The following is a 24,424-nucleotide window of genomic DNA, read 5'->3' as shown; positions in this document are numbered from 1 at the left end:
CAGCATGATCAAGTTGAGCGCAGCCCGGAGCGAATGATACGGGGGTGCTAAACTTCGCGCCCTCTCCCGCCTCCGGTGTGTGCCCTCCCCGTCGCATGAAAACCTGGCTCACGCGCCTTCTGGGCCTGCTGCTGACCGCCGCCTTGCTGGCCTGGTTCGTCCAGGGCGCGCATTGGCAAGGCGTGGGCGAACGCCTGACCAGCATCGCAAGCTGGCAGCTCGCCGTCGCCCTGGGGGCCTTCGCGCTGACCTATCTGCTGCGCGCCGGACGCATCTTCGACGAGTTCCGCCACAGCCACGCCATCCCGTATGCTGGCGTGCTGCGCCTGACCCTGATCCACAATGCCTCGATCAACATCCTGCCCTTCCGCAGCGGCGAGGCCGCCTTCCCCCTCCTGCTGAACCGCTGGTTCGGCGTGGATACCTCGCGGGCCATCGCCACCCTGCTGTGGCTGCGCATCCAGGATGCCTTCGTGGTGCTAGCCTTGGCCGCGCTGGTGTGGCCCGGCGTGCCGGCCTGGCTGCGCGCGCTGTGGATCGCCGCGGTGGCGGTGGCGGCATGGGCGATCCCGGCCTGGGCGCGCCGTCATCCGGAGCTGCTCGACAGCCATGGCCGCCTGCAGCGCCTGGCGATCAAGTTGCGCGCCGCCCTCGCCGAATCCACCCGCGGCAGCGGTCGCAGTTGGCTGTGGACGCTGGCCAACTGGTCGCTGAAGCTGGGGGCCCAGGCCTGGTTGCTGGCAGCTTTGCTGGCTGGCGGACTGGCCACCGGCCTGGCCGGCGCCCTGGGCGTGGAGTTGGCGGCGATCCTGCCGATCCAGGGCGTGGCGGGATTCGGCACCTACGAAGCCGGCGGCGCAGCCCTGATGCTGTCTCACGGCATAATGCTGGCCGATGGCCTGCAGGCCGCGCTGGCGCTCCACCTGTTTGTGATCTGCTGCGCCCTGGCGGCCGGCGGACTGGCCCTGCTGCTGCCGCTGCGGCCCACCCAATCGACTGAAGAAGAAACGACATGAGCACTTCCTTGCTGCCGCCCGTCCAGCCGCAACCCGAGCTTGCCCTGGAGACCCTGCCCCCGCACCGCCTGTCGGTCGTGGTGCCGATGTACAACGAGGCCGAGAGCGTGGCGCCGATGGTGGCGCGCGTGCATGAGGGCCTGGCCCACTACCCGTGGCCGTGGGAGCTGATCATCGTCGATGACGGCAGCACCGATAGCACGGTGGACGCACTCAACGCCGCCGCCGCGCAATACGGTCCGCATGTGCGAATAGTGGAGTTGATGCGCAACTTCAAGCAGACCGCGGCCATGCAGGCCGGCGTGGATGCCGCGCGCGGCGACGTGATCGCCACCCTGGACGGCGACCTGCAGAACGACCCGGTCGACATCCCGCGCATGGTGGCGCGCCTGCTGCGCGAGAAGCTGGATCTGGTGGCCGGCTGGCGCAAGAACCGCAAGGACGGCATGGTGCTGCGCAAGATCCCGTCGCGCATCGCCAACCGCCTGATCGCCCGCATCACCGGCGTCAAGCTCAACGACTACGGCTGCAGCCTCAAGGTCTATCGCGCCAGCGTGATCAAGAGCGTGCGCCTGTATGGCGAGATGCACCGTTTCATCCCGGCCTGGATGGCCACCGTCACCACGCCGCGCCGCATCTCTGAGGAAGTGGTGGCGCACCACGCGCGCCAGTTCGGCGAATCCAAGTACGGCATCTCGCGCACCTTCCGCGTGATCCTCGACCTGATCTTCGTCTACTTCTTCATGCGCTTCCGCACCCGCCCCGGCCATTTCTTCGGAGGCCTGGGCCTGGGCCTGGGCGCGCTGGGCAGCCTGATCCTCGCCTGGCTGGCCTTCGACAAGTTCGTCATGGGCAATCCGATCGGCACCCGCCCCCTGCTGCTGGCGGGCTTCTTCACCTTGATCGCCGGCGTACAGTTCGTGGTCACCGGCGTACTGGCCGAGACCCTGGCGCGGATCTACTTCGAGGCCGGCAACGCCAACCTGTACCAGGTGCGCGACCCCGACAGCCCGGGTGACCAGGACGCCTGGCAGCGCGCGCAATGAGTCTGAGTCACCCCGGTTCACCGGACAGCCGCACGCGCTGGCTGCTGTTCCTGCTGCCCTTCGCCGCCCTGCTGCTGAACCTGGGCGGCGTGCCGCTGTTCGATGTGGACGAAGGCGCGTTCTCGGAAGCCACGCGCGAGATGTTCGACCGCCACGACTTCCTGTCGACCTGGCTCAATGGCGCCCCGCGCTTCGACAAGCCGATCCTGATCTACTGGTGCCAGGCCTTGTTCGTGTGGCTGCTGGGCCCCAACGAGTGGGCCTTCCGCCTGCCCTCGGCGATCGCCGGGGCCTTCTGGTGCCAGGCCGTGGCCTTGTTTGCCTTCGAGCTGGCCGGTCGCCGTGCCGCCTGGCTGGCCTGCGTGGTTGCCGCGACCTGTGTTGGCGTGCAGGTCATCGGCCGCGCAGCCATCGCCGACGCGCTGCTCAACATGTTGCTGGCGCTGGCCTTGTTCGACGCCTGGCGACACCTGGAAAATCGCAGCCGTGGCGCCTTGCTGCGCAGCTACCTGTGGATCGGCCTGGGCGTGCTGACCAAGGGCCCGGTCGCCCTGCTGGTGCCGGCCGCCACCACCTTGCTGTACTGCCTGTCGGCCGGACGCTTGCGCGACTGGTTGCGCGCCAGCTTCGACCCTGCCGGCTGGCTGATCCTGCTGGCCGTCACCGTGCCCTGGTATGCCACCGCGCTGGCCATCCATGGCCAGGCCTTCATCGACGGCTTCATCCTCAAGCACAACGTGCAGCGCTTCTCGGGCACGCTGGAGGGCCACTCCGGCAGCCTGGGCTATTACTTCTACGTCATTCCGCTGCTGCTGCTGCCCTGGCTGTCCTGGCTGCTTGCCTCGTTGCGCCGCCTGCCTGGCGACTGGCGCCAGCCGGAACGCCGTTTCCTGTGGCTGTGGTGCGGCTTCGTGACGGTGTTCTTCTCGCTGTCCGGCACCAAACTGCCGCACTACGCGCTGTATGGCTGCACACCACTGTTCCTGCTGATCGCCCTGCATGCCGATGCGATCCGCAACCGCTGGCTCGGCGCCCTGCCCCTGCTGGCACTGTTGGTCCTGTGCCTGGCCCTGCCCTCACTGCTGGCGCAGGCACTGGCAAACGGCGCGATTGGCGACGCTTACTATCGCCTGCAGTTCGCCCGCCTGAGCGAGTTGTCGCTGACCAGCTACTACGTGGTACTGGGTGCGGCGCTGGCGATCACGCTCGCGCTGCTGCTGGTGCGTGGCGGCGCCACTGCCGCCGGCCGCATGGCGCTGGCGGCCTGGGTCATGGTGCCGCTGCTGGCACTGGCGGTGATGCCCCTGTTCGGCGAACTGCTGCAAGGCCCGGTCAAGCGCAGCGGACTGGCCGCGCGCGAGATGCAGGGCGTCGCGCCCAATCAATTCATCCTGTGGAATTTCCACGCCCCCAGCTTCAGCGTCTATCGCCAGCATGAAACGCCAACCCGCCAACTCGCACCCGGCGAAGTGGCGTTGACGCGCGCCGATCGCCTGCCACCCGATCTCCCGGTGGAAGTGTTGCGACGCGAGGGCGGCGTGCTCCTGGTCCGCCTGCGCCAGCCATGATGCACGAGCGTTCCGCGTCTCCCGCCGCCTCCGCCGCGGCCTGGCCACAGGCCGGCGTACTGCTGCTGTGGCTGACCGGGCTCACGCTGTACCGCATGTGGGTCTTGCCGGGCCTGGGCATCGGCCTGTACGTGGATGAGGCGCAATACTGGACCTGGGCCAAGGATCTGGACTGGGGCTACTTCTCCAAGCCACCGGTGATCGCCTGGCTGATCGCCGCCAGCACGGCCTTGTTCGGAGACGGCCTGCTGGCCGTCAAGCTGCCGGGCCTGCTGCTCTACCCGGCCACGAGCTGGCTGCTGTTCCTGCTCGGGCGCCGCCTGTTCGACGCCCAGACCGGCTTCCGCGCTGGCTTCGCCTTTTCGCTGATCCCGCTGGTCTCGGCGCTTGGCCTGTTCGTGTCCACCGACGCGCCGCTGCTGTTCTGCTGGGCAGCCTGCTTGCTTTGCCTGCAGCGCGCGATCGAGGAAGACCGCTGGACCGACTGGGCCCTGTTGGGCCTGTGCCTTGGCCTGGGCTTGATGTCGAAATACACGATGGGCGCTTTCGTGCCCTCGGCCCTGCTCTATCTGCTGATCGACCCGCGCCGGCGGCGCCTGTTCTCGCATGGCGGCCTGTGGCTGGCGGCCCTGCTGGCACTGCTGATCCTGCTGCCCAACATCCTGTGGAACTGGTCGCACGACTTTCCGACGCTGCGCCACACGGCCGACATCACCCATGTTGACGGCAATAACGACAAGGGCGGCAACATCGGTGAATTCCTGCTGGCCCAGGTCTTCTCGCTGGGCCCACTGTTTGCCCTGGCTTTCGCGGCCGGCTGCGTGATGGCGCTGCGCCGCTGGCGCGAGGCGCGCATGCAGTTGCTGCTGTGCTTCAGCCTGCCCCTGCTGCTGCTGGTGGTGGCCCAGGCCTGGCGCTCGGAGGCCAACGGCAACTGGGCTGCGCCCGCCTTGTTGGGTGCGCTCTTGCTGAGCGTGGTGTGGCTGCTGCGCCAGCGCAGCCTGTGGTGGAAGTCGGCACTAGGGCTCAACCTCGTACTGATGCTGCTGGCCTACCACCTGCATGCGGGCTTCGCCCTGTTCGACCGCACGGTGCCGGACAATCTGGACTACCTCAAGCGCGCGCGCGGTTGGCCACAGCTCGCCAGCGAACTGCGCCCGCTGCTCGCCGCCCACCCGCACGCGGTGCTGCTCGTCGACAACCGCACCACCATGGCCCATCTGCGCTACGAACTGCGCGACCTGCGCTTCGACCATGCCGCGTGGGCACCTTACCCATTCCCGCAGGACCACTACCAGCTCACCGAGCCGCTCGACGAGTTGCTCACGCCGCGCCAGTTCCTGCTCGTGACGCGCGATGACGCTGCGGGTATCCGCGCGCGCTTCCAGCACAGCCGCCTGCTCGGACGCTTCAACGCGCCGATCAGCGAGAAACGCAGCATCCAGTTGCAGGCGCACCTGCTCGAAGGCTTCCGGGGTTACAAATGAGCTGGCCGCGCCTGCTGCTGTGCGGCCTGCTGGCCTGGTGGGGACTCAGCCAGTGGCAGGCCCGGCCGGTGCAGCACGGCCCCGGCGTACTGGCAGCGGAGGCGCCGCAGCAGCGCAACTTCGGTGGCGATGCCTTTGCTGTCGGCGATTACCGACTCACGCCGCGCGCCCGCTTCGACATCGAAGCGCGGGTGCTGGCCCGCGAACGCTATCGCAGTGGCCGCGAGGCCGATCTGTCCCCGGTCGACCTGGCCCTGGGCTGGGGCCGCATGTCGGACAGCACGGTGCTGGCCAAGATCGACATCTCGCAAAGCGGCCGCTTCTACTTCTGGCGCACCGAGGATGCGCCGATCCCGCTGCGCGAGATCGAGACGCACAGCGCCAACATGCACATGATTCCGGCCAGCGACGTAGTGCGCGAGCAGTTGCTGGACATCCGCCCAGGCCAGGTGGTGCACCTGCAAGGCAAGCTGGTGGACGTGCAGGCTGGCGACGGCTGGCAATGGCGCAGCTCGCTGACGCGCGACGACACCGGCGCCGGCGCCTGCGAACTGGTGTGGGTGGAGGCGGTCAGGGTGACACGCTGAGCAGGGCTTCACGCCCTGCCTCGCCTACCTGCCGCCCTAGCCGGTGTGCCTCAGAGCGAATGCCCCAGCACGCGCGCGAAGCCGGCCTCCTTGGTCGGCCGTGAGAAGGAATCGCGCAGCAGGCGCGACATGGGCAGCTTGATCGACTCGGTGTCGAACCAGCGCTCATAGATCGCGTTGATCTGGCCGCTCGAATAGAGGCCGCGCAGGGTCCGGTCCACCGCCGACAACAAGGCCTCGTCGCCCTTGCGCACCATGATCGCGTAGGGCTCGATCGACAGATAGCTCTCCGTCAGGCTGTACTTCTGCGCGTCCGGCGCTGCGGCCAACATGCCCATCAGGAGGATGTCGTCCTGCGGGAAGGCGACCACCTGGCCCGCCTGCAGGGCCTTGAAGGCTTCCGCGTTACTGGGGTAGCTCACCAATTGCATGCTGCCCAGTTCGGCATCACGCATCTGGGTGAACAGCTTCTCCGAGGTCGTGCCCTTGCTTAGTGCCACCTTGCGCCCGCTCAGGCTGGCCGGCTGGGTCACGCCCTTGTCGGCGGTCAGGATCTTCATGCCGGCCACGAAGATGGTGTAGCTGAAATCCACCTTCTCCTGCCGCGCCTTGGTGTTGGTGGTGGGGCCACATTCCAGATCAACGGAACCATCCATAAGCTTGGGGATGCGCTCAGCCCCCGACAGGGTCACGTACTTCACCTTGAGGTCGGGCATCTTGAGCTCCTTGCGCAAGGTGTCCACCACGCGCAGGCACAGGTCGACCGAATAGCCGACCGGCTTCTTGTCGGCGTCGAGGTAGGAGAAGGGGCGCGCCGCCTCGCGGTTACCGAGCGTGATGGTGCGCGTCTGGCGGATCTTGTCGAGCGTGTCTTCGGCAAGCGCGCTGCCGGGCAGGCTTGCACCGATCGCGAGGCACAGCAAAGAACCGACGAAACGGGGAAGGGGGGAGAAACTGGACAGGCTGACGGGATACATCGGGAACTCCGGTATGACCTTGTGGGCCGGGTTGAACTCGCACGGGTTGCGCGGAAAGACCCGGGAGACGCAGTCTGGCGGTCGTGTCGGAGAACGACTGGATGCAGATCAAGCTGGCATGGCGCCTTTCGTCGCTCACCTGACGAAAGGCATGCGGTCTGCAGCCAGGCGGGACAGGGGCCACCGTGGAAGCGCCACCCGAGACATAAGGGTTAACCCTTGTTTTACCAGTTTGAGTTCCGGCTGGCAGCCCACAGCCGACGAAGAGGACTATTCGGGCGCTGGAATGAGCCCGCATGATCCTCATGCTGCAGTGAAAATTGCCGGAAGCATATTGATCCGCTAGATTCGGGGCCGCGCCTGTTTTTCCCAATGAACGCACGCGGAAAACGCGGGTCCATCTGCGCAGCCCTTCGCAACAGAGGAATAGACAAGATGTTCAAACGACTGCTCGCCCTGCTGGCTTTCCTGGGCTCCGGCCTTGCCAGCGCTGCTCCGCTGACCGGCTGGGTGCTTGAAAACGAGGACTACCCCAACCACCAGGGCATGAAGCGCTTCTTCGAGCTCCTCAAGCAGGACAGCAAGGGCAGCCTCGACGGCAAGACGCTGTGGCGGCAGGACCTGGGGGCCCAGAAAGAAGTCATTCCCAAGTACAAGAAGGGCGAAGTGGACTTCATGGTCATCAGCAACTCCGGGCTGGCCGAGTTCTATCCGGTCATGGAAGTGCTGTCCCTGCCCTTCCTGTTCCAGAACCAGCAACACATGCTGCGCGTGCTGGATGGCCCGGTCGGCCAGTCGCTGGAGGCCGAACTGGCCAAGAAAGGTGTGATCGTGCTGGCCTGGTACAACGGCGGCTCGCGCTCCTTCTACTCGCGCAGCAAGCCGCTGCGCCACTCCACCGACTTTGACCAGCAGAAGATCCGGGTCGCCAACCGCGAGAGCATGATCTCCATGATCAAGGCCTTGCAGGGCGTTCCCTCCACCCTGGCCTTCGACAAGGTGGGCGACGCGCTCAAGTCAGGCGAGCTCGACGGCGCCGAGAACGACATCATCTCCTATGAGCTGACGCAGCATCACAAGGTGGCGCCGCACTACGTGTTCAGCCACCACAACGTGCTGCCGGAAGCGCTGATCATCTCCACCCAGCGCTGGGCCGCGCTGAGTGCCGACGACAAAGCCAGGGTGAAGCAGGCGGCCATCGCCTCGGCCACCTACATGCGCCAGCAGCGCGCGCAACTGGAGGCCACGGTCAAGGGCCGCCTGGAGAAGGCCGGCGTCAAGTTCGCCGAATTGCGCAGCCCGGAGAACTTCGTGGCGCGCATGCGCACGATCTACGAGCCGGTCATCAAGAGCCAGGATTCGACCAACCTGATGTTCCGCATCATGTCGGGCAACTAAGAAGGGTGCCGGGCGGGACCCGCAGTGGGCCCGCCCATTCCTGGCGAGGCCGCACTCACTGGTAGCGCAAGGCCTCGATCGGATCCAGGCGCGAGGCCTTAAGCGCCGGATAGAAGCCGAAGAACACGCCGATCGCGGCAGAGATCACGAAGGCCACGGTCAGCGCGGCGGTGGTCACGTTCACCTGGGTCTTCCACACCTCTTCCACCAGCCAGGCGCCGCCCACGCCCACCAGCACGCCGATCAGGCCCCCGGTCAGCGACAGCAGCAGAGACTCCACCAGGAACTGCCGCAAAAGATCCTTGCGCCGCGCACCGATGGCCATGCGGATGCCGATCTCGCGCGTGCGCTCGGTCACCGACACCAGCATGATGTTCATGATGCCGATGCCGCCCACCACCAGGGACACCGAGGCGATGGCGCCGAGCAGCAGGGACATGGTGCGCGCCACCTCGGCTGCCGCATTGGCTGCGGCGGTGAGGTTGTTGATGAAGAAGTCATCCTCCACGCCTGGCCCGATGCGATGACGATCGCGCAGCAGTTCGGTCATGTCATGCTGGACTTGCGGCATCGCGTCTTCCGACTCGGCCTGCACCAGGATCATGCGCACCGAGTTGCGGAAGCGCGTGCCAAACAGCGAGCGCGCCGCCGCCGAATGCGGCACCAGCACGGTGTCGTCCTGATCACGTCCATCCAGGCTCTGCCCCTTGTGGGCCAGCACCCCGATCACGGTGAATGAGGAGTTGCGGATGCGGAAGGTCTTGCCCAGCGGGTCCTCGTCACCGAACAGGTTCTGCACCACGGTCTGCCCCAGCACGGCCACGCGCCGCGAGGAAGTCACGTGGTCGGCGTCGAGGTTGTCGCCGCGCTCGATTTCCCAGTCTCGCACCTGCACATAGGCCTCGTTGCTGCCGAATACCTGGGTGCCCCAGTTGTTGTTGCCATACACCACCTGCTGGCCGCTGAACACCATGGGCGCGGCGGCGGCCACGCCGGGCAACTGGGCTATGGCATCGGCATCATCACTGGTCAGCGTGACCGCATTGCCGCTGCCAATGCGCGCACCACTGGTGTTCTGCGAGCCGGCCAGCACGATGAAGAGATTGCTGCCCATCGACTCGATCTGGCGCTTGACCGCGTCGCGCGCGCCCTGCCCCACGGCCAGCATCAGCACCACCGCGGCGACGCCGATCATCATGCCCAGCATGGTCAGGAAGGAGCGCAGGCGATTGGCCCCCATGGCATGCCAGGCCTCGCCGATGGCGGCCCACCACATCAGCATGCCCACCTCCGCTGCATCACCGGCGCATCCTCGACGATCAGGCCATCGTGAAAGCGCACCAGGCGCCGCGCATGCTCCGCGATGTCGGCCTCGTGCGTCACCAGCACGATGCTGACGCCTTCATCGTTGAGACGGCAGAACAGGCCCATGATCTCCTCGCCGGTCTGGCTGTCGAGGTTGCCGGTCGGCTCATCGGCCAGGATCAGTTGCGGCTCGCCGACCAGTGCCCGCGCGATGGCCACGCGCTGCTGCTGGCCGCCGGATATCTGGTTCGGCCGCACATGACCGTACTTTCCCAGGCCTACCCGCTCCAGCATGCGGGCGGCGCGCTCGTGACGCAGCGGGCGCGGCACGCCGGCATAGACCAGCGGCAGGGCCACGTTGTCCAGCAGGTTGGCGCGTGGCAGCAGGTTGAAGCCCTGGAACACGAAGCCGATCACCCGGTTGCGCAGGCCGGCCAACTGGTCGGGATTCAGCTCGGACACCTTCTCGCCGGCCAGCCTGTAGTCCCCTTCCGACGCGAGGTCCAGGCAGCCCAGGATGTTCATGAAGGTCGACTTGCCGGAGCCGGACGGCCCCATGACGGCGACGAACTCGCCGCGCCCCATGTGGAAGTCCACCCCGTGCAGCACCGGCACCGGCCCGGCCTCGGTGTGGTAAGTCTTGCGCAGGCCTTGCACCGCGATGACCGCCTCGGCCATCAGAACCTCCGCATCGGGCCGCCGGCGCCCAGCGGACGCGCCGCGCTGTCCTGCTTCTGCGGCACGGCGTCGCCGATGATCACGCTGACGCCCTCGGTCAGCTCCCCCGCGATCACCTCGGTCAGACGATTGTCGGACAGTCCGGTGCGCAGCTCCACCCGACGTGGTTCGGCCCCGTCCAGCACGTACACCGTGCCAGCGCGGCCACGCTGCTCGCCCGCCACCGCTTCGCCATTGCCTCGCGCACGGCGTGGCTGCGCGGCGGGCGCCGACGCGGCCGGGCGCGGTGCATTCTCGGCGCGGGCGTCAGCCCTATTGCCTGCCGCATTGCCCCCCTTGTCATTGGCCGGGCGATAGCGCAGCGCCGAGTTGGGCACCAGCAGGGCCTGGCTGCGCCGGCCGGTGTCGATGTCGACATAGGCCGTCATGCCCGGCAGCAGCATCTGCCCGGGATTGTCGACGTCGATCACCACGTCATAGGTCACCACGTTCTGCGTGGTGATCGGGTTCAGGCGCACCTGGCGCACCTTGCCGGCCAGCACGCGGCCGGGAAAGGCGTCGACGCGGAAGCTGGCATCCTGACCCTCGCGGATGCGCCCGAGGTCGGCCTCCGAGAAGCTCGCATTGATCTGCATGCGGCTCATGTCCTCGGCAATCTTCAGCAGATTGGGCGTCTGGAAGTTGGCCGCCACGGTCTGCCCGAGGTCGACCGACTTGTCGATCACCACGCCGGAGACTGGAGAACGGATCGTCGCGTTGTTGAGGTTGAAGCTGTCACTGTCGACCTGCGCCTGGGTCTGCTGCACGGTGGCCCGGGCGGCGGCAAAATCGGCCTCGCTCTGGTCCAGTTCCTGTTGCGATGCATAGTCCTGCTCGCGCAGGCGGCGCATGCGTTCGACATTGGTCTGCGCCAGCACCAGGCGTGCCTTGGCGGTCGCCAGGTTGGCCTGGCTCTGGCGCAGGCGTGCCGACAGGATGTCGGTATCCAGTTGCAGCAGCACCTGGCCCTGCTCCACGCGGGTGTTGTAGTCGACGTAGAGGTGGCGGATCGTGCCCGACACCTGGGTGCCCACGTTGACCACGCGCACCGGGTTGATGGTGCCGGTCGCGCTGACCGTCTGCACCAGGTCGCCACGCGTCACCTGCGCGGTGCGATAGGGCGAGGGCACGACCTGGCTGGCCTTCCACCAGCGCCAGCCACCATAGGCCGCAGCGGCCAGCACGAGGGGAAGGATCAGGAGCGGGAGGATGCGGGAACGCTTCATGGTCAGCGAGACGAGGGTGAAGGCTGCGAGGTGGGCGGAGACGGAGGGACCGCCTGCTCGGCGGACAGGACGGGGCGCCAGCCCTGCGGGCTGCTCGCGAGGCTGCCGCCCAAGGCCCAGGCCAGGCTGGCGCGTGCGCTCAGCCAGTCGAAACGGGCTGCGGTAAGCTGCTGCTGGGCATTGGCATGGGCGGTCTGCGCCGTCAGCACGTCGAGGATGCTGCTGATGCCCGCCTCGTAACGCGCCAGCGCCGCCTGCGCCGCACGGCCGGTATTGGTCTCCACCGCCTGCGCCGAGCCCACCGTCTCCAGGGCCAGACGCAGGTTGTAGAAGCTCTGCCAGGCGTCGCTCTCGACGCTGCGTCGCGTCACGTCCAGGCTGGCCGCCTGCGCATCGCGTTGCGCTTGCGCCTGCTGCACCTGGGCCCGCGTGATGCCATTGATATCCAGCGGCACGCTGAGGGTCAGGCCGATGCTGTTGCCATACTGATTCACATTGTCGCTGCGCGAGGCATTGAGGCCGGCGCCCAGGGCCAGGCTGGGCAGGCCGCTGGCGCGTGCGGCGCGGATGTTGGCCTCGGCCGATTCGATGGTGGCCAGGGCCTGGCGCACCTCGGGCCGCTCACGCATCGCCTCGTCGAGCAGGCGCCCGAGCTCGCTCTCCGGAATCGGCAACAGCGGCAGATCGGCCGGGATGCTGCGGATATCCTGCAGGCTCGTCGGGCTGATGCCCATGGCCTGCGCCAGCAAGCCGCGGCTGAGATCGAGCTGGCCTTCGGCCCGGGTGCGGTTGAGCGTGGCCTGGGCCAACGAGGCGCGCGCCTGCAGCACATCCAGTTGCGTCGCGCTGCCGACGCGGGCGCGGTTCTCGGCCGCCGCCAGGCTCACCTGGGCCGCCTTCTCGGCGGCCCGCGCCGCGTCGATCTGGCTCACCGTGCGCGCCACGTTGAAATAGCGCTGTGCGGTGTTGAGCCACACCTGGGCAAAGCTCGTATCACGCGCATACCCCGCTGCCGCCAGGGTGGCGTCGGCCGAGTCCAGGCGGGCCGCGCGCTGGCCGAAATCGAACAAGGTGTAGGCCAGACGCAGCGAAGCGCCGAGCGAGCTGTTCTCACGCTCCAGCGAGGCGGTACGGGTCTGCTCGCGTTGCCAGTCAGCGTTGAGGCTGGCCGAGGGCAGCAAAGCGCCGGCTGCCTGCGCACGCGCCGCTTCCTGCGCCCGCACCTGGGCCCAGGCCACACGTGTCTGCGGCTGGTTGCACAGGGCGAAGTCGATCGCGTCGGACAGGGCCAGGGGCGAAGGCGGCAGGCTGGCACTGCAAGGCAGCGCGTCCGCCGCATGCAGCGAGCTGACAGAGAGAAGCACGCCGATCAGGGCGAGGGCACGTATCAACGACGAAGACATCGGGATAGGCGGACAATCCGGGAGGCCCGAAGCATACGCCCTCGCCTGGCAGGCTTTGCGAGGAAGCAGCGGCATTTTGTAATGATATGTTTGGAATGACACACACCGTGTTGGCGTGTGGACCCACCACCCTCTAATTTGTTCTCTCCCCCCATGCCCCTGATCGACACCACCGCCTTGCAGCACGCCCTGGCCGAGTTCGCCGGACAGCGTGACTGGGATCGTTTCCACACGCCGCGCAACCTCCTGCTGGCGCTCACTGGCGAGGTCGGCGAACTCGCCGAAATCTTCCAATGGATGAGCGACGCCGAGGCGGAGACCATCATGCAGACGAGCAAGGCCGAGCATGTGCGCCAGGAAGTGGCAGACGTGCTGCTGTACCTGGTACGCCTCGCGATGGTGCTGGAGATCGACCTCGATCAGGCCGTGCGCGACAAGATCGCGCTCAACGCGATCAAGTACCCGCCCACCCAGCCTCAGGGTTAAGGCGGGGTAACGCATACCTGTCTGAATATTACTGACATTACGTCGGGGTTTTACTGAACAAGTTAAACGATTATCTTTGAGCTATCCTGTGCACAGGCGGCGTAGGGTACGCAGCTCGTAGATCCGCCCACGCCTGACCAAACCTACTGATTGGAGACGTTCATCATGACTTTCCGGACCGGAATGCTAGGCCTGCTGGCCGGCATCCTGTGTGCAGCCTGCGCCAGCACGGCGGACAAGACCGCTGCCACGAATCCCGCCGCGCCCCAGGTGACCGTGCCTGCGGTCATCACCATGGACAAGGCCTACCTCGACTACGCGAAGCAACAGGTCAAGGCTGGCGATGCGCAACTGACCCCGGCCTACAACAAGCTGATTGCCGACGCCAACGCGGCGCTGCAACTGGCGCCGGAATCGGTGACCTACAAGAAGATCATGCCGCCCAGCGGCAGCAAGAACGACTACCTGAGCCTCGCGCCCTACTGGTGGCCGGACCCCAGCAAGCCGGACGGCCTGCCCTACATCCAGAAGGACGGCCAGTTCAACCCGTCGTCCAAGAATGCCGACTCCGACTCGGTGCGCAACCAGGTCATGTGCCTGTCGGCGCAGAACCTCTCGCTGGCCTACCACTTCACCGGTGACGCGCGCTACGCCAAGAAGGCGGCAGACGTGATCCGTACCTGGTTCCTCGACCCCAAGACGCGCATGAACCCGAACCTCAAGTTCGGCCAGGCCGTCATGGGCCGCACCGACGGGCGTGGCATCGGCCTGATCGACACCCGCAACTACTGGATGGTGATCGACGCGGTGGGCCTGATCGAGCCGGCCAAGGTACTCAGCGCCAGCGAAGTGGCCGATCTGAAGAAGTGGTTCCGCGAGTTCTCCGACTGGATGCTCACCAGCGAGCTGGGCATCGAGGAATTCAACGCCCACAACAACCACGGCACGTTCTATGACATGCAGATTGCCGCCTTCGCACTCTTCGGCGGCGACACGCTGACCGCCAAGCGCGCCGTCGAACGTGGCGTCGACCTGCGCATCGCCAGCCAGGTAGCCATCGACGGCAAGCAATGGGCCGAACTGGAGCGCACCACGCCCTTCCACTACGTCGCCTTCAACCTCGATGCGATGACCAACATCGCGCGCTACGGCGAGATCGTGAAAGTCGAGGTGTGGAAGAAGCGCGACAAGACGCGCGGCCTCAAGAACGCGGTGAACTTCATCGTGCCCTACGTGCAGAAGCCGGAAAGCTGGCCCTACAAGGAACTGCGCGACATGGAAGAGGAAGTCTCGCAAGGACCGCTGCTCAAGGCCGAGCGCGCCTACGGCGGAGGCAGCTACGCGAAGGCCGCCTACTCGATCAAAGAACACACCTACGAAGCACAGGAATACCTGGCCTTCTACGGCGCCATCAATCAGCCAAAGCCGACCACCAGCAACGTGGTCGACCGTCTGATCTGGCCGGTGATGAAGAAGTGAGCGTTCCGCTCCCAAAGAAAGGCGCCTGCGTGGCGCCTTTCTTTGTGTGAAGAAAAGCAAGGCGCCGCAAAACCTGCTGACACACGCTCACCCGATTTGGCAGCGGCTTCTTCCACACTGGACGGATCAGCATCCCTCCCCGCCCAGAATGAGACTTCACGCCCTCCGCTGCCCCGCGTACCACCTGCCCCTGCTAACGTGCGTGCTACTGAGCCTGGTCATGCTGCTCAGCGCCTGCAGCCACGCACCAGGCCGTGCCCCATCGCCCACACCCCAGGTTCAGGCGATCCCGCAGGATCAGGCCTATCGCAGCGGTCCCCGCCTGCCCACCGAGGTCCAGCGCCAGCAATGGCAGACAGCACAGGGCACGCTGTCCGCCGAAATCCTCGCGCCGCGCGAACAGGGCCGCTTCCCCCTGATCATCTACATGCCGGGTTGGGGCGAGGACATTGCGGCCGGACGGCGCTGGCGCGACGCCTGGGCCGGCCAGGGCCATGTCGTGCTGGCGATCCAGGCGCAGGAATGGGCCGCCGGCGCACGCCACGCGGACACCGCGGCCCGTGGCAGCGTGTTCCTGCAGGCCCGCGCCATCTACCAGGACGATGTACGGACGCGCCGCGTGGCACAACTGCAGGCCGCGCTGGCCGAGGCCCGCCGGCTCGCCATCATAGGCGAGCGCGGTTTCGCGCAGATCGACTTCGAGCGCATCGTGCTCGCCGGCTTCGACCTCGGGGCCGACACCGCCCTCGCCTGCTCGGGCGAACGCTGGGCCGGTGCTGCGCAGGCGCAGATCGCCGGGCTGCGCGGCATCATCGCGATCAGCCCTTACCACGACGCCACCGAAGCCAGCCACGCACGTTATGCCTCGGTGTCGGTACCCGTCCTCAGCATGAGCTCGGACGGCGATTTCGACGACCACGGACTGATCCGCGACCTCAGTCTGCGCAGCCTGCCCTACCGTGGCATGCCGCGCGAGGACAAGTACCTGCTGGTCCTCAACAAGGTCTCGCATCGTGCCCTTGCTGGCAACGAGGAAACAGGCGGCATGGAGACTGCGCGCACGCGACGTGCCGACGGGCGTGGCGGGTCGGGTGGAACACCCCCGGGCGGCGAACGCGGCGGCCCGGGTGGAGGCGACGGCATGGGTGGTCAGGCAGGTGGGCCGCCCAGTGGTGGCAAGCGGAATGGCGAGGCTCAGGGCGAGCGTCCGGAGGACGAAGACACTGGCATGCGAGGCGATCCATCGCGCTTGGTCATGGAAAGCGTGAGCCTGGCCTTCCTGGATGCGGTCAGCCAGGGCAGCGAAGCTGCGCGCGACTGGCTGGCGCTGGATGCGCCACGCTGGCTACGCCCACTGGGCAGCCTCAGCAGCAAGTAGGCCCGCACACGCATCGCTGCTTGGCGCGCGGATCGGGGAGTGGCACAGTAAGCCCCCTTCCCTTCTACCCTCGCAGGAGCACGCCATGAGCCTCTCCATGTACCAGGCCCTTGTCCCACCCGCCATCCACGCCCTGAAGAACCTCGTCGACATCCTGGGCAAGATCGCCGCGCATGCCGAGGCACGCAAGATCGAGCCTGGCGTCTTCATCAAGGCGCGCCTGTTCCCGGATATGCTGCCCCTGTCCAGCCAGGTGCAGATCGCCTGCGACATGGTCAAAGGGGGCGCTGCCCGCCTCGCCGGCGTGGACATTCCGCGCTACGAGGACAACGAAAGCACATTCCCCGAGTTGATCGAGCGCGCGCAGAAGACCATTGCCTTCCTGCAGACCTTCACGCCCGAACAGATCGACGGCAGCGAAACGAAACCGATCACCCTGAGCCTGCGCAGCGGCGACCGCCACTTCAAGGGACAGGACTACCTCTGCTACTACGTACTGCCCAACCTCTACTTCCACGTCAGCACGGCCTATGGCATCGCGCGCAGCAATGGCGTGGAGCTGGGCAAGGCGGATTACCTCGGCGCCAACAAGTAGGGCGGAACGCCAAAGGCGGTTCCGCCACGCGGCGGTAAACGGAGGCTCATGCCGCCTTGCGGCGGCTGGCGGAACCTCCTAGGGAGTTCCGCCCTACGCGATACGTGTGAGGGGGCGAATCAGCCCACCCACTTGCGTGCGTTGCGGAACATGCGCATCCACGGCGAGTCTTCGCCGAGGAAGTCCGGCGCCCAGCTCATCTGCACCGTGCGGCGGCAGCGTTCCGGGTGCGGCATCATGATGGTGAAGCGGCCGTCCGGCGTCGTCAGGCCCGTGATGCCGTCCGGCGAGCCGTTCGGGTTGGCAGGATAGGTCGTCGCGATGCCGCCGGCATTGTTAACGAAACGCACCGCGACCAGTGCGTTGTCACGGTCATCCACGCCCTGGAACACCGCGCGGCCTTCGCCGTGGCTGACCACGATGGGCATGCGGCTGCCGGCCATGCCTTGCAGGAAGATCGACGGCGACTCCAGCACCTCGACCATCGCCACGCGTGCCTCGAACTGCTCGCTGCGATTGCGATGGAAACGCGGCCAGGCTTCGGCGCCGGGGATGATCTCGGCCAGGTTACTCATCATCTGGCAGCCATTGCACACGCCCAGCGCGAAGGTGTCGGAGCGCGAGAAGAAGGCCGCGAACTGCTCACGCAGACGCTCATTGAACAGGATGGACTTGGCCCAGCCCTGCCCCGCGCCCAGCACGTCGCCATACGAGAAACCGCCGCAGGCCGCGAGGCCCACGAAGTCGTCCAGCTTCACGCGGCCGGACATCAGGTCCGACATGTGAACATCGTATGGGGCGAAGCCGGCGGCCTCGAAGGCCGAGGCCATCTCGTTCTGCGAATTGACGCCCTGCTCGCGCAGGATGACCACTTTCGGACGACGCCCAGACGCGATGAAGGGGGCCGCGATATCTTCGCTCGCGTCATAGCTCAGTTGCACCGACAGGCCTGGATTCGCCTTGTCAGCCAAGGCTGCGAATTCCTGGTCGGCCGACTCTGCGTCGTCGCGGATGCGGGCAATCTGATGGCTGACTTCGCTCCACACCTGCAGCAGCGCGTTCACATCGTCTTCGAACACCACCTTGGCGTTACGGCGGATGCGCAGCGTGCCGCGGTCATTCGGGAAGCCGATGAAGTGCGTCGCGGCGCCGAGGCCGGCTTCGCGCAGCGTCTGCTGGACCTTTTCCCGGTCCGCGCGGCGGATCTGGATCACCGCACCCAACTCCTCGGCGAACAGTGCACCGAAGACGCGATCGTTGAAGCGACCCTTGAGCAGGTCCGGGCGCTTTTCGCTGCCGTCGACATCGCTGGTCATGTCGTCGTAAGCCACCGAATCCAGCTCGATGGAAATACCGCTGCGCGAGGCAAACGCCATCTCGGCCAGCGTGGCGAACAGGCCACCGTCGGAGCGGTCGTGATAGGCCAGCACCAGGCCGTCGCGCTTGAGTGCGTTGAGGCCGTTCACGAACTGCTTCAACGTCTCGGCATCGATGTCCGGCGCATGTTCGCCCACCGAGTTGTAGGCCTGGGCCAGCACCGAGCCGCCGAGGCGATGCTTCTGCTTGCCGAGGTCGATCAGCACCAGTTCGGTCTCGACACCGGCCTCCAGCTTGAGTTGCGGCGTCAGCGTCTTGCGCACGTCCGCGACGGGCACGAAGGCGGTGGCGATCATGGACAGCGGCGAGATGACAGCCTTGTCCTCTTCGCCCTCCTTCCACGCCGTCTTCATCGACAGCGAATCCTTGCCGACCGGGATCGCCAGATTCGCGCCGATACAGAACTCGGACACCGCCTTGACCGTTTCGAACAGGCGCGCGTCTTCGCCACGGTGGCCGCAAGCCGCCATCCAGTTGGCCGACAGCTTCACCTGCTGCAGGTCGGCCACGTCGGCCGCCATCAGGTTGGTGATCGCCTCGCCGACCGCCATGCGGCCCGAAGCGGCCGGGCTCACACAGGCCAGCGGCGTACGCTCGCCCATCGCCATCGCCTCGCCGGCGTAGCCGTGGAAGCTCAGGGTCGTCACCGCCACGTCGGCCACCGGCACCTGCCAGGGGCCGACCATCTGGTCGCGCGCCGTCATGCCGCCGACCGAGCGGTCGCCGATGGTGATCAGGAAATTCTTGCTCGCCACGGCCGGCATGCGCAGCACGCGCAGGGCGGCTTCCTTGACCTCGATGGCCGTCACATCGAATGGCGGCAGGAAGATCTGGCGCGTCGCGACGTTGCGCGTCATCTTCGGCGGCTTGCCCAGCAGCACCTGCATTTCCATGTCGACCGGGCGGTTAGAGAAATGGCTGTCGGACACGACCAGTTGCTCTTCCGCCGTGGCGCGGCCGACCACCGCGAAGGGGCAGCGCTCGCGCGCGCAGAAGGCCTCGAAGACCGGCAGGCTCTCCGGCGCGATGGCCAGCACGTAGCGCTCCTGCGCTTCGTTCGACCAGATCTCGCGCGGGCTCATGCCGGGCTCTTCGATCTTCACTTCGCGCAGCTCGAAATGCGCACCGAGGCTGGCCGAATCGGCCAGTTCGGGGAAGGCGTTGGAGATGCCGCCGGCGCCCACGTCATGGATCGCCAGGATGGGGTTCTTGTCGCCAAGCTGCCAGCAGGCGTCGATGACTTCCTGCGCGCGGCGCTGGATCTCGGGGTTGCCACGCTGCACCGAGGCGAAGTCGAGGTCGGCCGTGTTGGTGCCAGTCGTCATCGACGAAGCCGCGCCACCGCCCAGGCCGATCAGCATGCCGGGGCCGCCGAGCTGGATCAGCAGCGTGCCGGGCGCGAACTTGATCTTCTCGGACTGCTGCGCCTGGATGTTGCCGACGCCGCCCGCGATCATGATGGGCTTGTGGTAGCCGCGCACCTCGCCTTGCACCTCCTGCTCGAAGGTACGGAAGTAACCGGCCAAGTTCGGGCGGCCGAATTCGTTGTTGAAGGCAGCCGCCCCCAGCGGGCCTTCGATCATGATGTCCAGCGCGGATGCAATGCGTTCCGGCTTGCCATAGTTCAACTCCCAGGGCTGAACCGCGCCGGGGATGTTCAGGTTCGAGACCGAGAAGCCCGCGAGACCCGCCTTGGGGCGCGAGCCACGCCCGGTGGCGCCTTCGTCGCGGATCTCGCCGCCCGCGCCGGTCGAAGCGCCGGGGAAGGGGGAGATCGCGGTCGGGTGGTTGTGCGTCTCCACCTTGGCCAGCAGGTGCGTCTCTTCCTGCTTGAAGCTCCACTTGCCATCGGCCTCCGGGTAGAAACGGTCGACCGTGTAGCCATTGATGATGGCGGCATTGTCCGAATACGCGACCACCGTGCCCTGCGGCGTGGCCTTGTGCGTGTCCTTGATCATGCCGAACAGGCTCTTGGACTCGGTCCGGCCGTCGATGATCCAGTCGGCATTGAAGATCTTGTGGCGGCAGTGCTCCGAGTTCGCCTGCGCGAACATCATGAGTTCCACATCGGTCGGGTTGCGCTGGATGCGCGTGAAGTTGTCGACCAGGTAGTCGATCTCGTCTTCCGACAATGCCAGGCCCAGCTCGCCGTTGGCCGCGACCAGCGCAGCGCGGCCGCCACCGATCACATCCACCGTGGTCAGCGGTTGCGGCGCATAGTGCGCGAACAGGCGCGCGGCGGCATCCACATTGTCCAGCACCGACTCGGTCATGCGGTCGTGCAGCAGCGGCAGCACGGCGGCGCGTGCCGCGTCGTCCAGCGTCTTGATGTCCAGCGTGAACATCGTGCCGCGCTCGATGCGCACGATCTTGTCGAAACCACAGTTGTGGGCGATGTCCGTCGCCTTCGACGACCACGGCGAGATGGTGCCCAGACGCGGCGTGACCAACAGGCCCACGCCAGCCGGCAGTGCGGCGCTGGCCGGATGCGCATCCAGCAGTTCGACCAGGCGCTCCTGCTCTAGGGCGCTCAGCGGCGCATTGATCTCGACGAAATACCAGTGTTCGGCGGCTACGCCACGCACTTTGCCGGCGGCGGACTGCAGGGATTCGGAAAGGCGGGACAGGCGCGAAGCCGAGAAGGCCGGCGCGCCACGAAGCTTGAGGATGTCGGACATTGAGGGTCTGCTCGCGGTGGGGAAGAAGCCGGCGGTGAGGCAGTGGCCGCACCGGCTGGCGATCAGGAGGGCGGAATTCTAGCGAATTCAAGGATTTCCGGCCACCCGAACCTCACCCAAACCTCACCCGCGCCCTACCACGCCAGGCGCAGGCCCAGTGACGCGCCGCGCGCTGCGTACGCCGGGTTGTGATCTCCGCTCCCTAGCCCGTTCGAAACATGCGCCCAGTGGTACTGAAGGTTCAGCGCCGACGCCTTGCCGAGTCGGAATTCCAGCGCTGGCCCGGCCCGCCACATGAAGTTGTAACGCTCGCCACCGTACGGAAACTCGCGGTCGTAGAGCAGCACGGCGCCCTGCGCCTGCAACCAGACAGTCAGCCAGTCGCAGCGCCATGCCGCGAAGCGCACCCGCATGGCCGGCCCGGCGCCACTGGCATTGGACTCATGACTGACCGTCGCACCGTTCTCGTCCAGCCGGATCGAACCCTCGGCCTGGGTCAGCGTCAGCCCCAGCGCATACTGCACGCGGCTGTCCGCGATGCCGGCCTTGCCGAACAGCAGATGCAGGTTACGCGTCTCGATCTGGCGATCGTCCCGTGTCGGCAACAGCGATTCCACGCTCAGCTCGCCCCAGGCGGGTGCCAAGCCTTGCGCCTGGACGATCGCCCCCCACATAGACAGCAGCAGGCCACACAGCCCGCGCACCGAACCCTTCATCTGCGTCCTCCTGCCTGCCTCGGCATGAAGCTGAGCCTTGTACCACAACAGCCGCGGCGGCTTGGCAAACCCGCGCAATGGGCTCAGCATCCACTGACCAACCCGGAGAACCCCTATGTCACGCAAGGTCGATAAAAAAGAAAGCGAATGGCGTGAGCAGCTCACGCCCGAGCAATTCCGCGTCGCCCGCCTCAAGGGCACGGAGCGCCCCTTCAGCGGCCAATACTGGAACGAATGGGCCAAGGGCGAATACCGCTGCATCTGCTGCGGCGCCGAACTGTTCCACTCCGAGCACAAGTTCGATGCCGGCTGCGGCTGGCCCAGTTTCTTCACCGCCGCCGAGCCTGACAACATCGAGACCGCCGAGGATTTCAGCCACGGCATGCATCGTGTCGAGGTAATGTGCCACCAGTGCGGCGCCCACCTGGGCCATGTGTTCGAGGATGGCCCGGAACCCACCGGCCTGCGCTACTGCATCAACTCCGCCTCGATCAAGCTGGACAAGACATAGCCGCAGCGCCTGTCATACCAGCGGCATGAGACGGGATTACACTGGCGGCACCATTGATCTGCAAGGGAGGGTGACATGAGTGAGCAGGACAGCGACCAGAAAATCGCGTTCTACGTAGTCGGTATCGTGGTGGCAGCTCTCGTGGCGGCCGTCGTCAGCTTCGGCGCCTGCAGCACGCACACGCCGCCCGCGGCCACCGTGGCGGCAGACGAGGCCCCGGCCGCCATCGGCGAAGCCCTGGCCAAGGTCTACTTCGAGCTCGGCCAAGCCGCGCTGACACCCGACACCGAGGCGGCCCTGGCGGTCGTGCTCGAAGCAGCGAACGCAGCGCAGGCCAAGATCGTACTGATTTCCGGTTTCCACGATGCCTCGGGCGATGCCGCGCGCAATGCCGAACTGGCCAAGCAACGCGCCATCGCAGTACGCGACTTTCTTACGGCCAAGGGCGTGGACGCGACGCGCATCAAGCTCAGCAAACCGGCCGAGACCCTGGGCGGCAGCGACGCCGCCGAGGCGCGCCGGGTTGAACTGCGCGTGCAGTAAATGTCTTACAAACTTACAGGGTTTTTGATCTTTTACGGGTAAACCCAAGTCGGTTATCGGCACACTCCGCGGGCCCGCATGTGCGGGCTCGTTTTTTTGCCCCTGCCCTGGAGTATTGCGATGGCCGACCACGCCAAAACCACCGACACCACCGCCAACCCTGCCCCGCTCGGGCTGCTCGGGTTCGGCATGACCACCGTCCTGCTCAACCTGCACAACGCGGGGCTGTTCGAGCTCAACGCCATGATCCTCGCCATGGGCATCTTCTACGGCGGCATCAGCCAGGCCATCGCCGGCGTGCTGGAATGGAAGAAGGGCAACACCTTCGGTACCGTGGCCTTCACCTCGTACGGCTTCTTCTGGCTGGTGCTGGTGGGCCTGATCGTGTTCCCCAAGACCGGCCTGATGCCGGCCACCTCGGAAGCCGGCATGACCGCCTTCCTGGCCATGTGGGGCATCTTCACCTTCATCCTGTTCTGCGCCACGCTGAAGATGAACCGCGCCACCCAGTTCATCTTCGCCTCGCTGACCGTGCTGTTCGCGCTGCTGGCCGTCGCCGACGCCACCGGCTCCGCCGCGATCAAGACCCTGGCTGGCTGGGAAGGCATCGTGTGCGGCGCCTCCGCCATCTACGCCGGCGCAGCCCAGATCCTCAACGAAGTCTATGGCCGTACCGTGCTGCCACTGGGCAATGTGGTCGTCGCACCGGCCCAGAAGCTGTATCCGAAGGCAGCCTGAGCCTGGCGCCTCATAAAAAAACCCGCCAAGTGGCGGGTTTTTTTATGCTCGAATGGCTGCTTACTTCGTCACTTTCACGTTCCAGATTCGCAAGCCGCCACCGCCGCCACCATTCCGGCTGAAGACCACGTAGACCGGACCCGCGGCCGATGTCGTCGCCGACAGGCTCTGGTTGGTGGGCGACTGGGTGTAGATGTCGGCCGAGTTGAGGATGTTCCCAGCCGAATCGACCAAGGCCAGGCGCGAATTGGTACACGCCGTGGTGCAAGTCCCGCTGTTGCTGTACGAGTAGGTGATTTCCACCGTCACATTGCCCGAAGCGGTGTATGGCACGGCCAGGTAGCGGTTAGAAGTCGTCACCGTCACCGAGCCGGTGGCGTTCAGGGCCGCAACGGTTTCCCCGTTGTAGTTAACCGCGTACTCGGTACCTGCTGCATTGAGGTGCAGGCGCAAATTGCCCGCAGTCGGAGAGCTGAAGAGCATGCCATCCGCCGTCACCGGCGTCGTGCTCGTGGCGTTGAAGTTCGAGTTCGAGTTCGCAGCCGGATCGCCCGCCACGATGCTGGACAGGGCTGCATAGCTTGGCACCCAGGTCGTCGTCGTTCCACCCGAGGAACTGCTCGACGAAGAACTCGATGAAGAGCTACTGGAAGACGAGGAGCTGCTCGACGACGAACTGGACGACCCGCTGGACGAGGACGACGAACTCGAACCGCTGCTCGACGAACTGGACCCGCCCGAAGAGGAGCCAGAGGAAGACGAACTCGAGGACGACCCCGCACCACTGGACGACGAGCCCGAGGAAGACGACGAGGAGCTGGACGAAGACGAACTGGACGACGAACTGCTGCTCGACGTCGTGGTCGGCACAGGGTCATCGTTACCGCTGCCACCACAGGCCACCAGAATCATGCTGCTCAGCAGCGCTGCGATCGTCAGGCGACGATCAACCACCTTATTGCTGTACATCTTCAACTACCCTCCTTTGATGATCCGCTCGTTTGCGGCGGACCGCTGATCGAGTCATTTCTCTTATGAATCGCAGACTTGCGATACGCGGCCGATCATCCGTTTGGAAGAAAGCTTTCTCAAGATTGATTTTGGTGTTTTCACGGTAAACCATCAGTGGTCAATCGAGAGAATCAAGACGAGTACTTGTGCGGGCTAGGCATGGTCTCGCACCACCTGCCCCC

Annotated in this window: 21 protein-coding genes; 13 read left to right on the top strand and 8 right to left on the bottom strand. The window is 66.1% G+C overall.

Annotated elements, in window-relative coordinates; translation table 11 throughout:
- Positions 1–95: 95 nt before the first annotated feature.
- From NMB43_RS09050 to NMB43_RS09030, 5 genes are read left to right on the top strand one after another with little or no spacing between them, the layout of a single operon-like run.
- A complete protein-coding gene (locus tag NMB43_RS09050; protein WP_494351828.1) occupies positions 96–1,016 on the top strand; it encodes a lysylphosphatidylglycerol synthase transmembrane domain-containing protein in 921 nt (306 codons plus the stop codon).
- Entirely contained in the window at positions 1,013–2,062 is a 1,050-nt protein-coding gene (locus NMB43_RS09045) for a glycosyltransferase family 2 protein (protein WP_494351827.1), read from the top strand. The genes NMB43_RS09050 and NMB43_RS09045 overlap by 4 nt, the downstream gene beginning before the upstream one ends.
- Positions 2,059–3,630: an ArnT family glycosyltransferase gene (locus NMB43_RS09040; RefSeq protein WP_494351826.1), complete on the top strand. Its 1,572-nt coding sequence runs from the start codon at positions 2,059–2,061 to the stop codon at positions 3,628–3,630. Before NMB43_RS09045 ends, NMB43_RS09040 begins: the two co-directional genes overlap by 4 nt.
- Positions 3,627–5,117, top strand: coding sequence for a glycosyltransferase family 39 protein (locus NMB43_RS09035; protein ID WP_494351825.1), 1,491 nt, complete (start codon positions 3,627–3,629; stop codon positions 5,115–5,117). The genes NMB43_RS09040 and NMB43_RS09035 overlap by 4 nt, the downstream gene beginning before the upstream one ends.
- On the top strand, positions 5,114–5,704 hold the full coding sequence (locus tag NMB43_RS09030) for a hypothetical protein (RefSeq protein WP_494351824.1): 591 nt from the start codon (positions 5,114–5,116) through the stop codon (positions 5,702–5,704). The genes NMB43_RS09035 and NMB43_RS09030 overlap by 4 nt, the downstream gene beginning before the upstream one ends.
- 50 nt (positions 5,705–5,754) lie before the next feature.
- On the opposite strand, the gene NMB43_RS09025 is transcribed toward NMB43_RS09030, so the two are convergent.
- Positions 5,755–6,681, bottom strand: coding sequence for an amino acid ABC transporter substrate-binding protein (locus tag NMB43_RS09025; RefSeq protein WP_494351823.1), 927 nt, complete (start codon positions 6,679–6,681; stop codon positions 5,755–5,757).
- Between the two features lie 435 nt (positions 6,682–7,116).
- Here NMB43_RS09025 and dctP point away from each other — a divergent pair, with 435 nt between their 5' ends.
- A complete protein-coding gene (dctP, locus tag NMB43_RS09020; protein ID WP_494351822.1) occupies positions 7,117–8,079 on the top strand; it encodes a TRAP transporter substrate-binding protein DctP in 963 nt (320 codons plus the stop codon).
- A gap of 55 nt (positions 8,080–8,134) precedes the next feature.
- Here dctP and NMB43_RS09015 read toward each other — a convergent pair whose 3' ends face one another.
- The 4 genes from NMB43_RS09015 to NMB43_RS09000 are packed head-to-tail and all read right to left on the bottom strand — an operon-like array spanning position 8,135 to position 12,730.
- Positions 8,135–9,361, bottom strand: a complete 1,227-nt coding sequence (locus tag NMB43_RS09015; protein WP_494351821.1) for an ABC transporter permease — start codon at positions 9,359–9,361, stop codon at positions 8,135–8,137.
- Entirely contained in the window at positions 9,355–10,062 is a 708-nt protein-coding gene (locus NMB43_RS09010; protein ID WP_494351820.1) for an ABC transporter ATP-binding protein, read from the bottom strand. Before NMB43_RS09010 ends, NMB43_RS09015 begins: the two co-directional genes overlap by 7 nt.
- Positions 10,062–11,327 (bottom strand): efflux RND transporter periplasmic adaptor subunit, encoded by a 1,266-nt coding sequence (locus tag NMB43_RS09005; RefSeq protein WP_494351819.1) that lies wholly within the window; start codon positions 11,325–11,327, stop codon positions 10,062–10,064. Before NMB43_RS09005 ends, NMB43_RS09010 begins: the two co-directional genes overlap by 1 nt.
- A gap of 2 nt (positions 11,328–11,329) precedes the next feature.
- On the bottom strand, positions 11,330–12,730 hold the full coding sequence (locus NMB43_RS09000; protein WP_494351818.1) for a TolC family protein: 1,401 nt from the start codon (positions 12,728–12,730) through the stop codon (positions 11,330–11,332).
- A gap of 153 nt (positions 12,731–12,883) precedes the next feature.
- Here NMB43_RS09000 and NMB43_RS08995 point away from each other — a divergent pair, with 153 nt between their 5' ends.
- From NMB43_RS08995 to NMB43_RS08980, 4 genes are all read left to right on the top strand, one after another.
- Positions 12,884–13,216, top strand: a complete 333-nt coding sequence (locus NMB43_RS08995) for a nucleotide pyrophosphohydrolase (protein WP_494351817.1) — start codon at positions 12,884–12,886, stop codon at positions 13,214–13,216.
- Positions 13,217–13,381: 165 nt separating this feature from the next.
- On the top strand, positions 13,382–14,695 hold the full coding sequence (locus NMB43_RS08990; protein WP_494351816.1) for an alginate lyase family protein: 1,314 nt from the start codon (positions 13,382–13,384) through the stop codon (positions 14,693–14,695).
- Positions 14,696–14,915: 220 nt separating this feature from the next.
- Positions 14,916–16,073 carry an alpha/beta hydrolase gene (locus NMB43_RS08985; RefSeq protein WP_494351815.1) on the top strand — a complete coding sequence of 386 codons (1,158 nt, stop codon included), beginning with the start codon at positions 14,916–14,918 and terminating at the stop codon, positions 16,071–16,073.
- Positions 16,074–16,158: 85 nt separating this feature from the next.
- On the top strand, positions 16,159–16,668 hold the full coding sequence (locus tag NMB43_RS08980) for a DUF1993 domain-containing protein (RefSeq protein ID WP_494351814.1): 510 nt from the start codon (positions 16,159–16,161) through the stop codon (positions 16,666–16,668).
- 119 nt (positions 16,669–16,787) lie between these two features.
- Here the strand turns inward: NMB43_RS08980 and purL are convergent, their stop codons facing one another.
- On the bottom strand, positions 16,788–20,723 hold the full coding sequence (purL, locus tag NMB43_RS08975) for a phosphoribosylformylglycinamidine synthase (RefSeq protein WP_494351813.1): 3,936 nt from the start codon (positions 20,721–20,723) through the stop codon (positions 16,788–16,790).
- A 134-nt stretch (positions 20,724–20,857) separates the two neighbouring features.
- Positions 20,858–21,439 carry a hypothetical protein gene (locus NMB43_RS08970; protein WP_494351812.1) on the bottom strand — a complete coding sequence of 194 codons (582 nt, stop codon included), beginning with the start codon at positions 21,437–21,439 and terminating at the stop codon, positions 20,858–20,860.
- 115 nt (positions 21,440–21,554) lie between these two features.
- Here NMB43_RS08970 and msrB point away from each other — a divergent pair, with 115 nt between their 5' ends.
- The 3 genes from msrB (at position 21,555) to NMB43_RS08955 (ending at position 23,231) form a co-directional block, all read left to right on the top strand.
- Positions 21,555–21,950: a peptide-methionine (R)-S-oxide reductase MsrB gene (gene msrB, locus NMB43_RS08965; RefSeq protein ID WP_494351811.1), complete on the top strand. Its 396-nt coding sequence runs from the start codon at positions 21,555–21,557 to the stop codon at positions 21,948–21,950.
- Between the two features lie 75 nt (positions 21,951–22,025).
- Positions 22,026–22,493 (top strand): OmpA family protein, encoded by a 468-nt coding sequence (locus tag NMB43_RS08960; protein ID WP_494351810.1) that lies wholly within the window; start codon positions 22,026–22,028, stop codon positions 22,491–22,493.
- A 120-nt stretch (positions 22,494–22,613) separates the two neighbouring features.
- Positions 22,614–23,231, top strand: coding sequence for an acetate uptake transporter (locus tag NMB43_RS08955; RefSeq protein ID WP_494351809.1), 618 nt, complete (start codon positions 22,614–22,616; stop codon positions 23,229–23,231).
- 60 nt (positions 23,232–23,291) lie between these two features.
- Here NMB43_RS08955 and NMB43_RS08950 read toward each other — a convergent pair whose 3' ends face one another.
- Positions 23,292–24,200, bottom strand: a complete 909-nt coding sequence (locus NMB43_RS08950) for a hypothetical protein (RefSeq protein ID WP_494351808.1) — start codon at positions 24,198–24,200, stop codon at positions 23,292–23,294.
- Positions 24,201–24,424: the final 224 nt, after the last annotated feature.

The organism is Uliginosibacterium sangjuense, assembly GCF_059132465.1.
The sequence above is the reverse complement of the archived record's forward strand: the minus strand, read 5'-3'. Positions and strand labels throughout refer to the sequence as shown.

What these genes read in the sequence shown, in the direction of transcription:
- NMB43_RS09050 (WP_494351828.1), top strand. Translation starts at nt 96, where the DNA reads ATGAAAACCTGGCTCACGCGCCTTCTGGGCCTGCTGCTGACCGCCGCC.
- NMB43_RS09045 (WP_494351827.1), top strand. Translation starts at nt 1,013, where the DNA reads ATGAGCACTTCCTTGCTGCCGCCCGTCCAGCCGCAACCCGAGCTTGCC.
- NMB43_RS09040 (WP_494351826.1), top strand. Translation starts at nt 2,059, where the DNA reads ATGAGTCTGAGTCACCCCGGTTCACCGGACAGCCGCACGCGCTGGCTG.
- NMB43_RS09035 (WP_494351825.1), top strand. Translation starts at nt 3,627, where the DNA reads ATGATGCACGAGCGTTCCGCGTCTCCCGCCGCCTCCGCCGCGGCCTGG.
- NMB43_RS09030 (WP_494351824.1), top strand. Translation starts at nt 5,114, where the DNA reads ATGAGCTGGCCGCGCCTGCTGCTGTGCGGCCTGCTGGCCTGGTGGGGA.
- NMB43_RS09025 (WP_494351823.1), bottom strand. Translation starts at nt 6,681, where the DNA reads ATGTATCCCGTCAGCCTGTCCAGTTTCTCCCCCCTTCCCCGTTTCGTC.
- dctP (WP_494351822.1), top strand. Translation starts at nt 7,117, where the DNA reads ATGTTCAAACGACTGCTCGCCCTGCTGGCTTTCCTGGGCTCCGGCCTT.
- NMB43_RS09015 (WP_494351821.1), bottom strand. Translation starts at nt 9,361, where the DNA reads ATGCTGATGTGGTGGGCCGCCATCGGCGAGGCCTGGCATGCCATGGGG.
- NMB43_RS09010 (WP_494351820.1), bottom strand. Translation starts at nt 10,062, where the DNA reads ATGGCCGAGGCGGTCATCGCGGTGCAAGGCCTGCGCAAGACTTACCAC.
- NMB43_RS09005 (WP_494351819.1), bottom strand. Translation starts at nt 11,327, where the DNA reads ATGAAGCGTTCCCGCATCCTCCCGCTCCTGATCCTTCCCCTCGTGCTG.
- NMB43_RS09000 (WP_494351818.1), bottom strand. Translation starts at nt 12,730, where the DNA reads ATGTCTTCGTCGTTGATACGTGCCCTCGCCCTGATCGGCGTGCTTCTC.
- NMB43_RS08995 (WP_494351817.1), top strand. Translation starts at nt 12,884, where the DNA reads ATGCCCCTGATCGACACCACCGCCTTGCAGCACGCCCTGGCCGAGTTC.
- NMB43_RS08990 (WP_494351816.1), top strand. Translation starts at nt 13,382, where the DNA reads ATGACTTTCCGGACCGGAATGCTAGGCCTGCTGGCCGGCATCCTGTGT.
- NMB43_RS08985 (WP_494351815.1), top strand. Translation starts at nt 14,916, where the DNA reads ATGCTGCTCAGCGCCTGCAGCCACGCACCAGGCCGTGCCCCATCGCCC.
- NMB43_RS08980 (WP_494351814.1), top strand. Translation starts at nt 16,159, where the DNA reads ATGAGCCTCTCCATGTACCAGGCCCTTGTCCCACCCGCCATCCACGCC.
- purL (WP_494351813.1), bottom strand. Translation starts at nt 20,723, where the DNA reads ATGTCCGACATCCTCAAGCTTCGTGGCGCGCCGGCCTTCTCGGCTTCG.
- NMB43_RS08970 (WP_494351812.1), bottom strand. Translation starts at nt 21,439, where the DNA reads ATGAAGGGTTCGGTGCGCGGGCTGTGTGGCCTGCTGCTGTCTATGTGG.
- msrB (WP_494351811.1), top strand. Translation starts at nt 21,555, where the DNA reads ATGTCACGCAAGGTCGATAAAAAAGAAAGCGAATGGCGTGAGCAGCTC.
- NMB43_RS08960 (WP_494351810.1), top strand. Translation starts at nt 22,026, where the DNA reads ATGAGTGAGCAGGACAGCGACCAGAAAATCGCGTTCTACGTAGTCGGT.
- NMB43_RS08955 (WP_494351809.1), top strand. Translation starts at nt 22,614, where the DNA reads ATGGCCGACCACGCCAAAACCACCGACACCACCGCCAACCCTGCCCCG.
- NMB43_RS08950 (WP_494351808.1), bottom strand. Translation starts at nt 24,200, where the DNA reads ATGTACAGCAATAAGGTGGTTGATCGTCGCCTGACGATCGCAGCGCTG.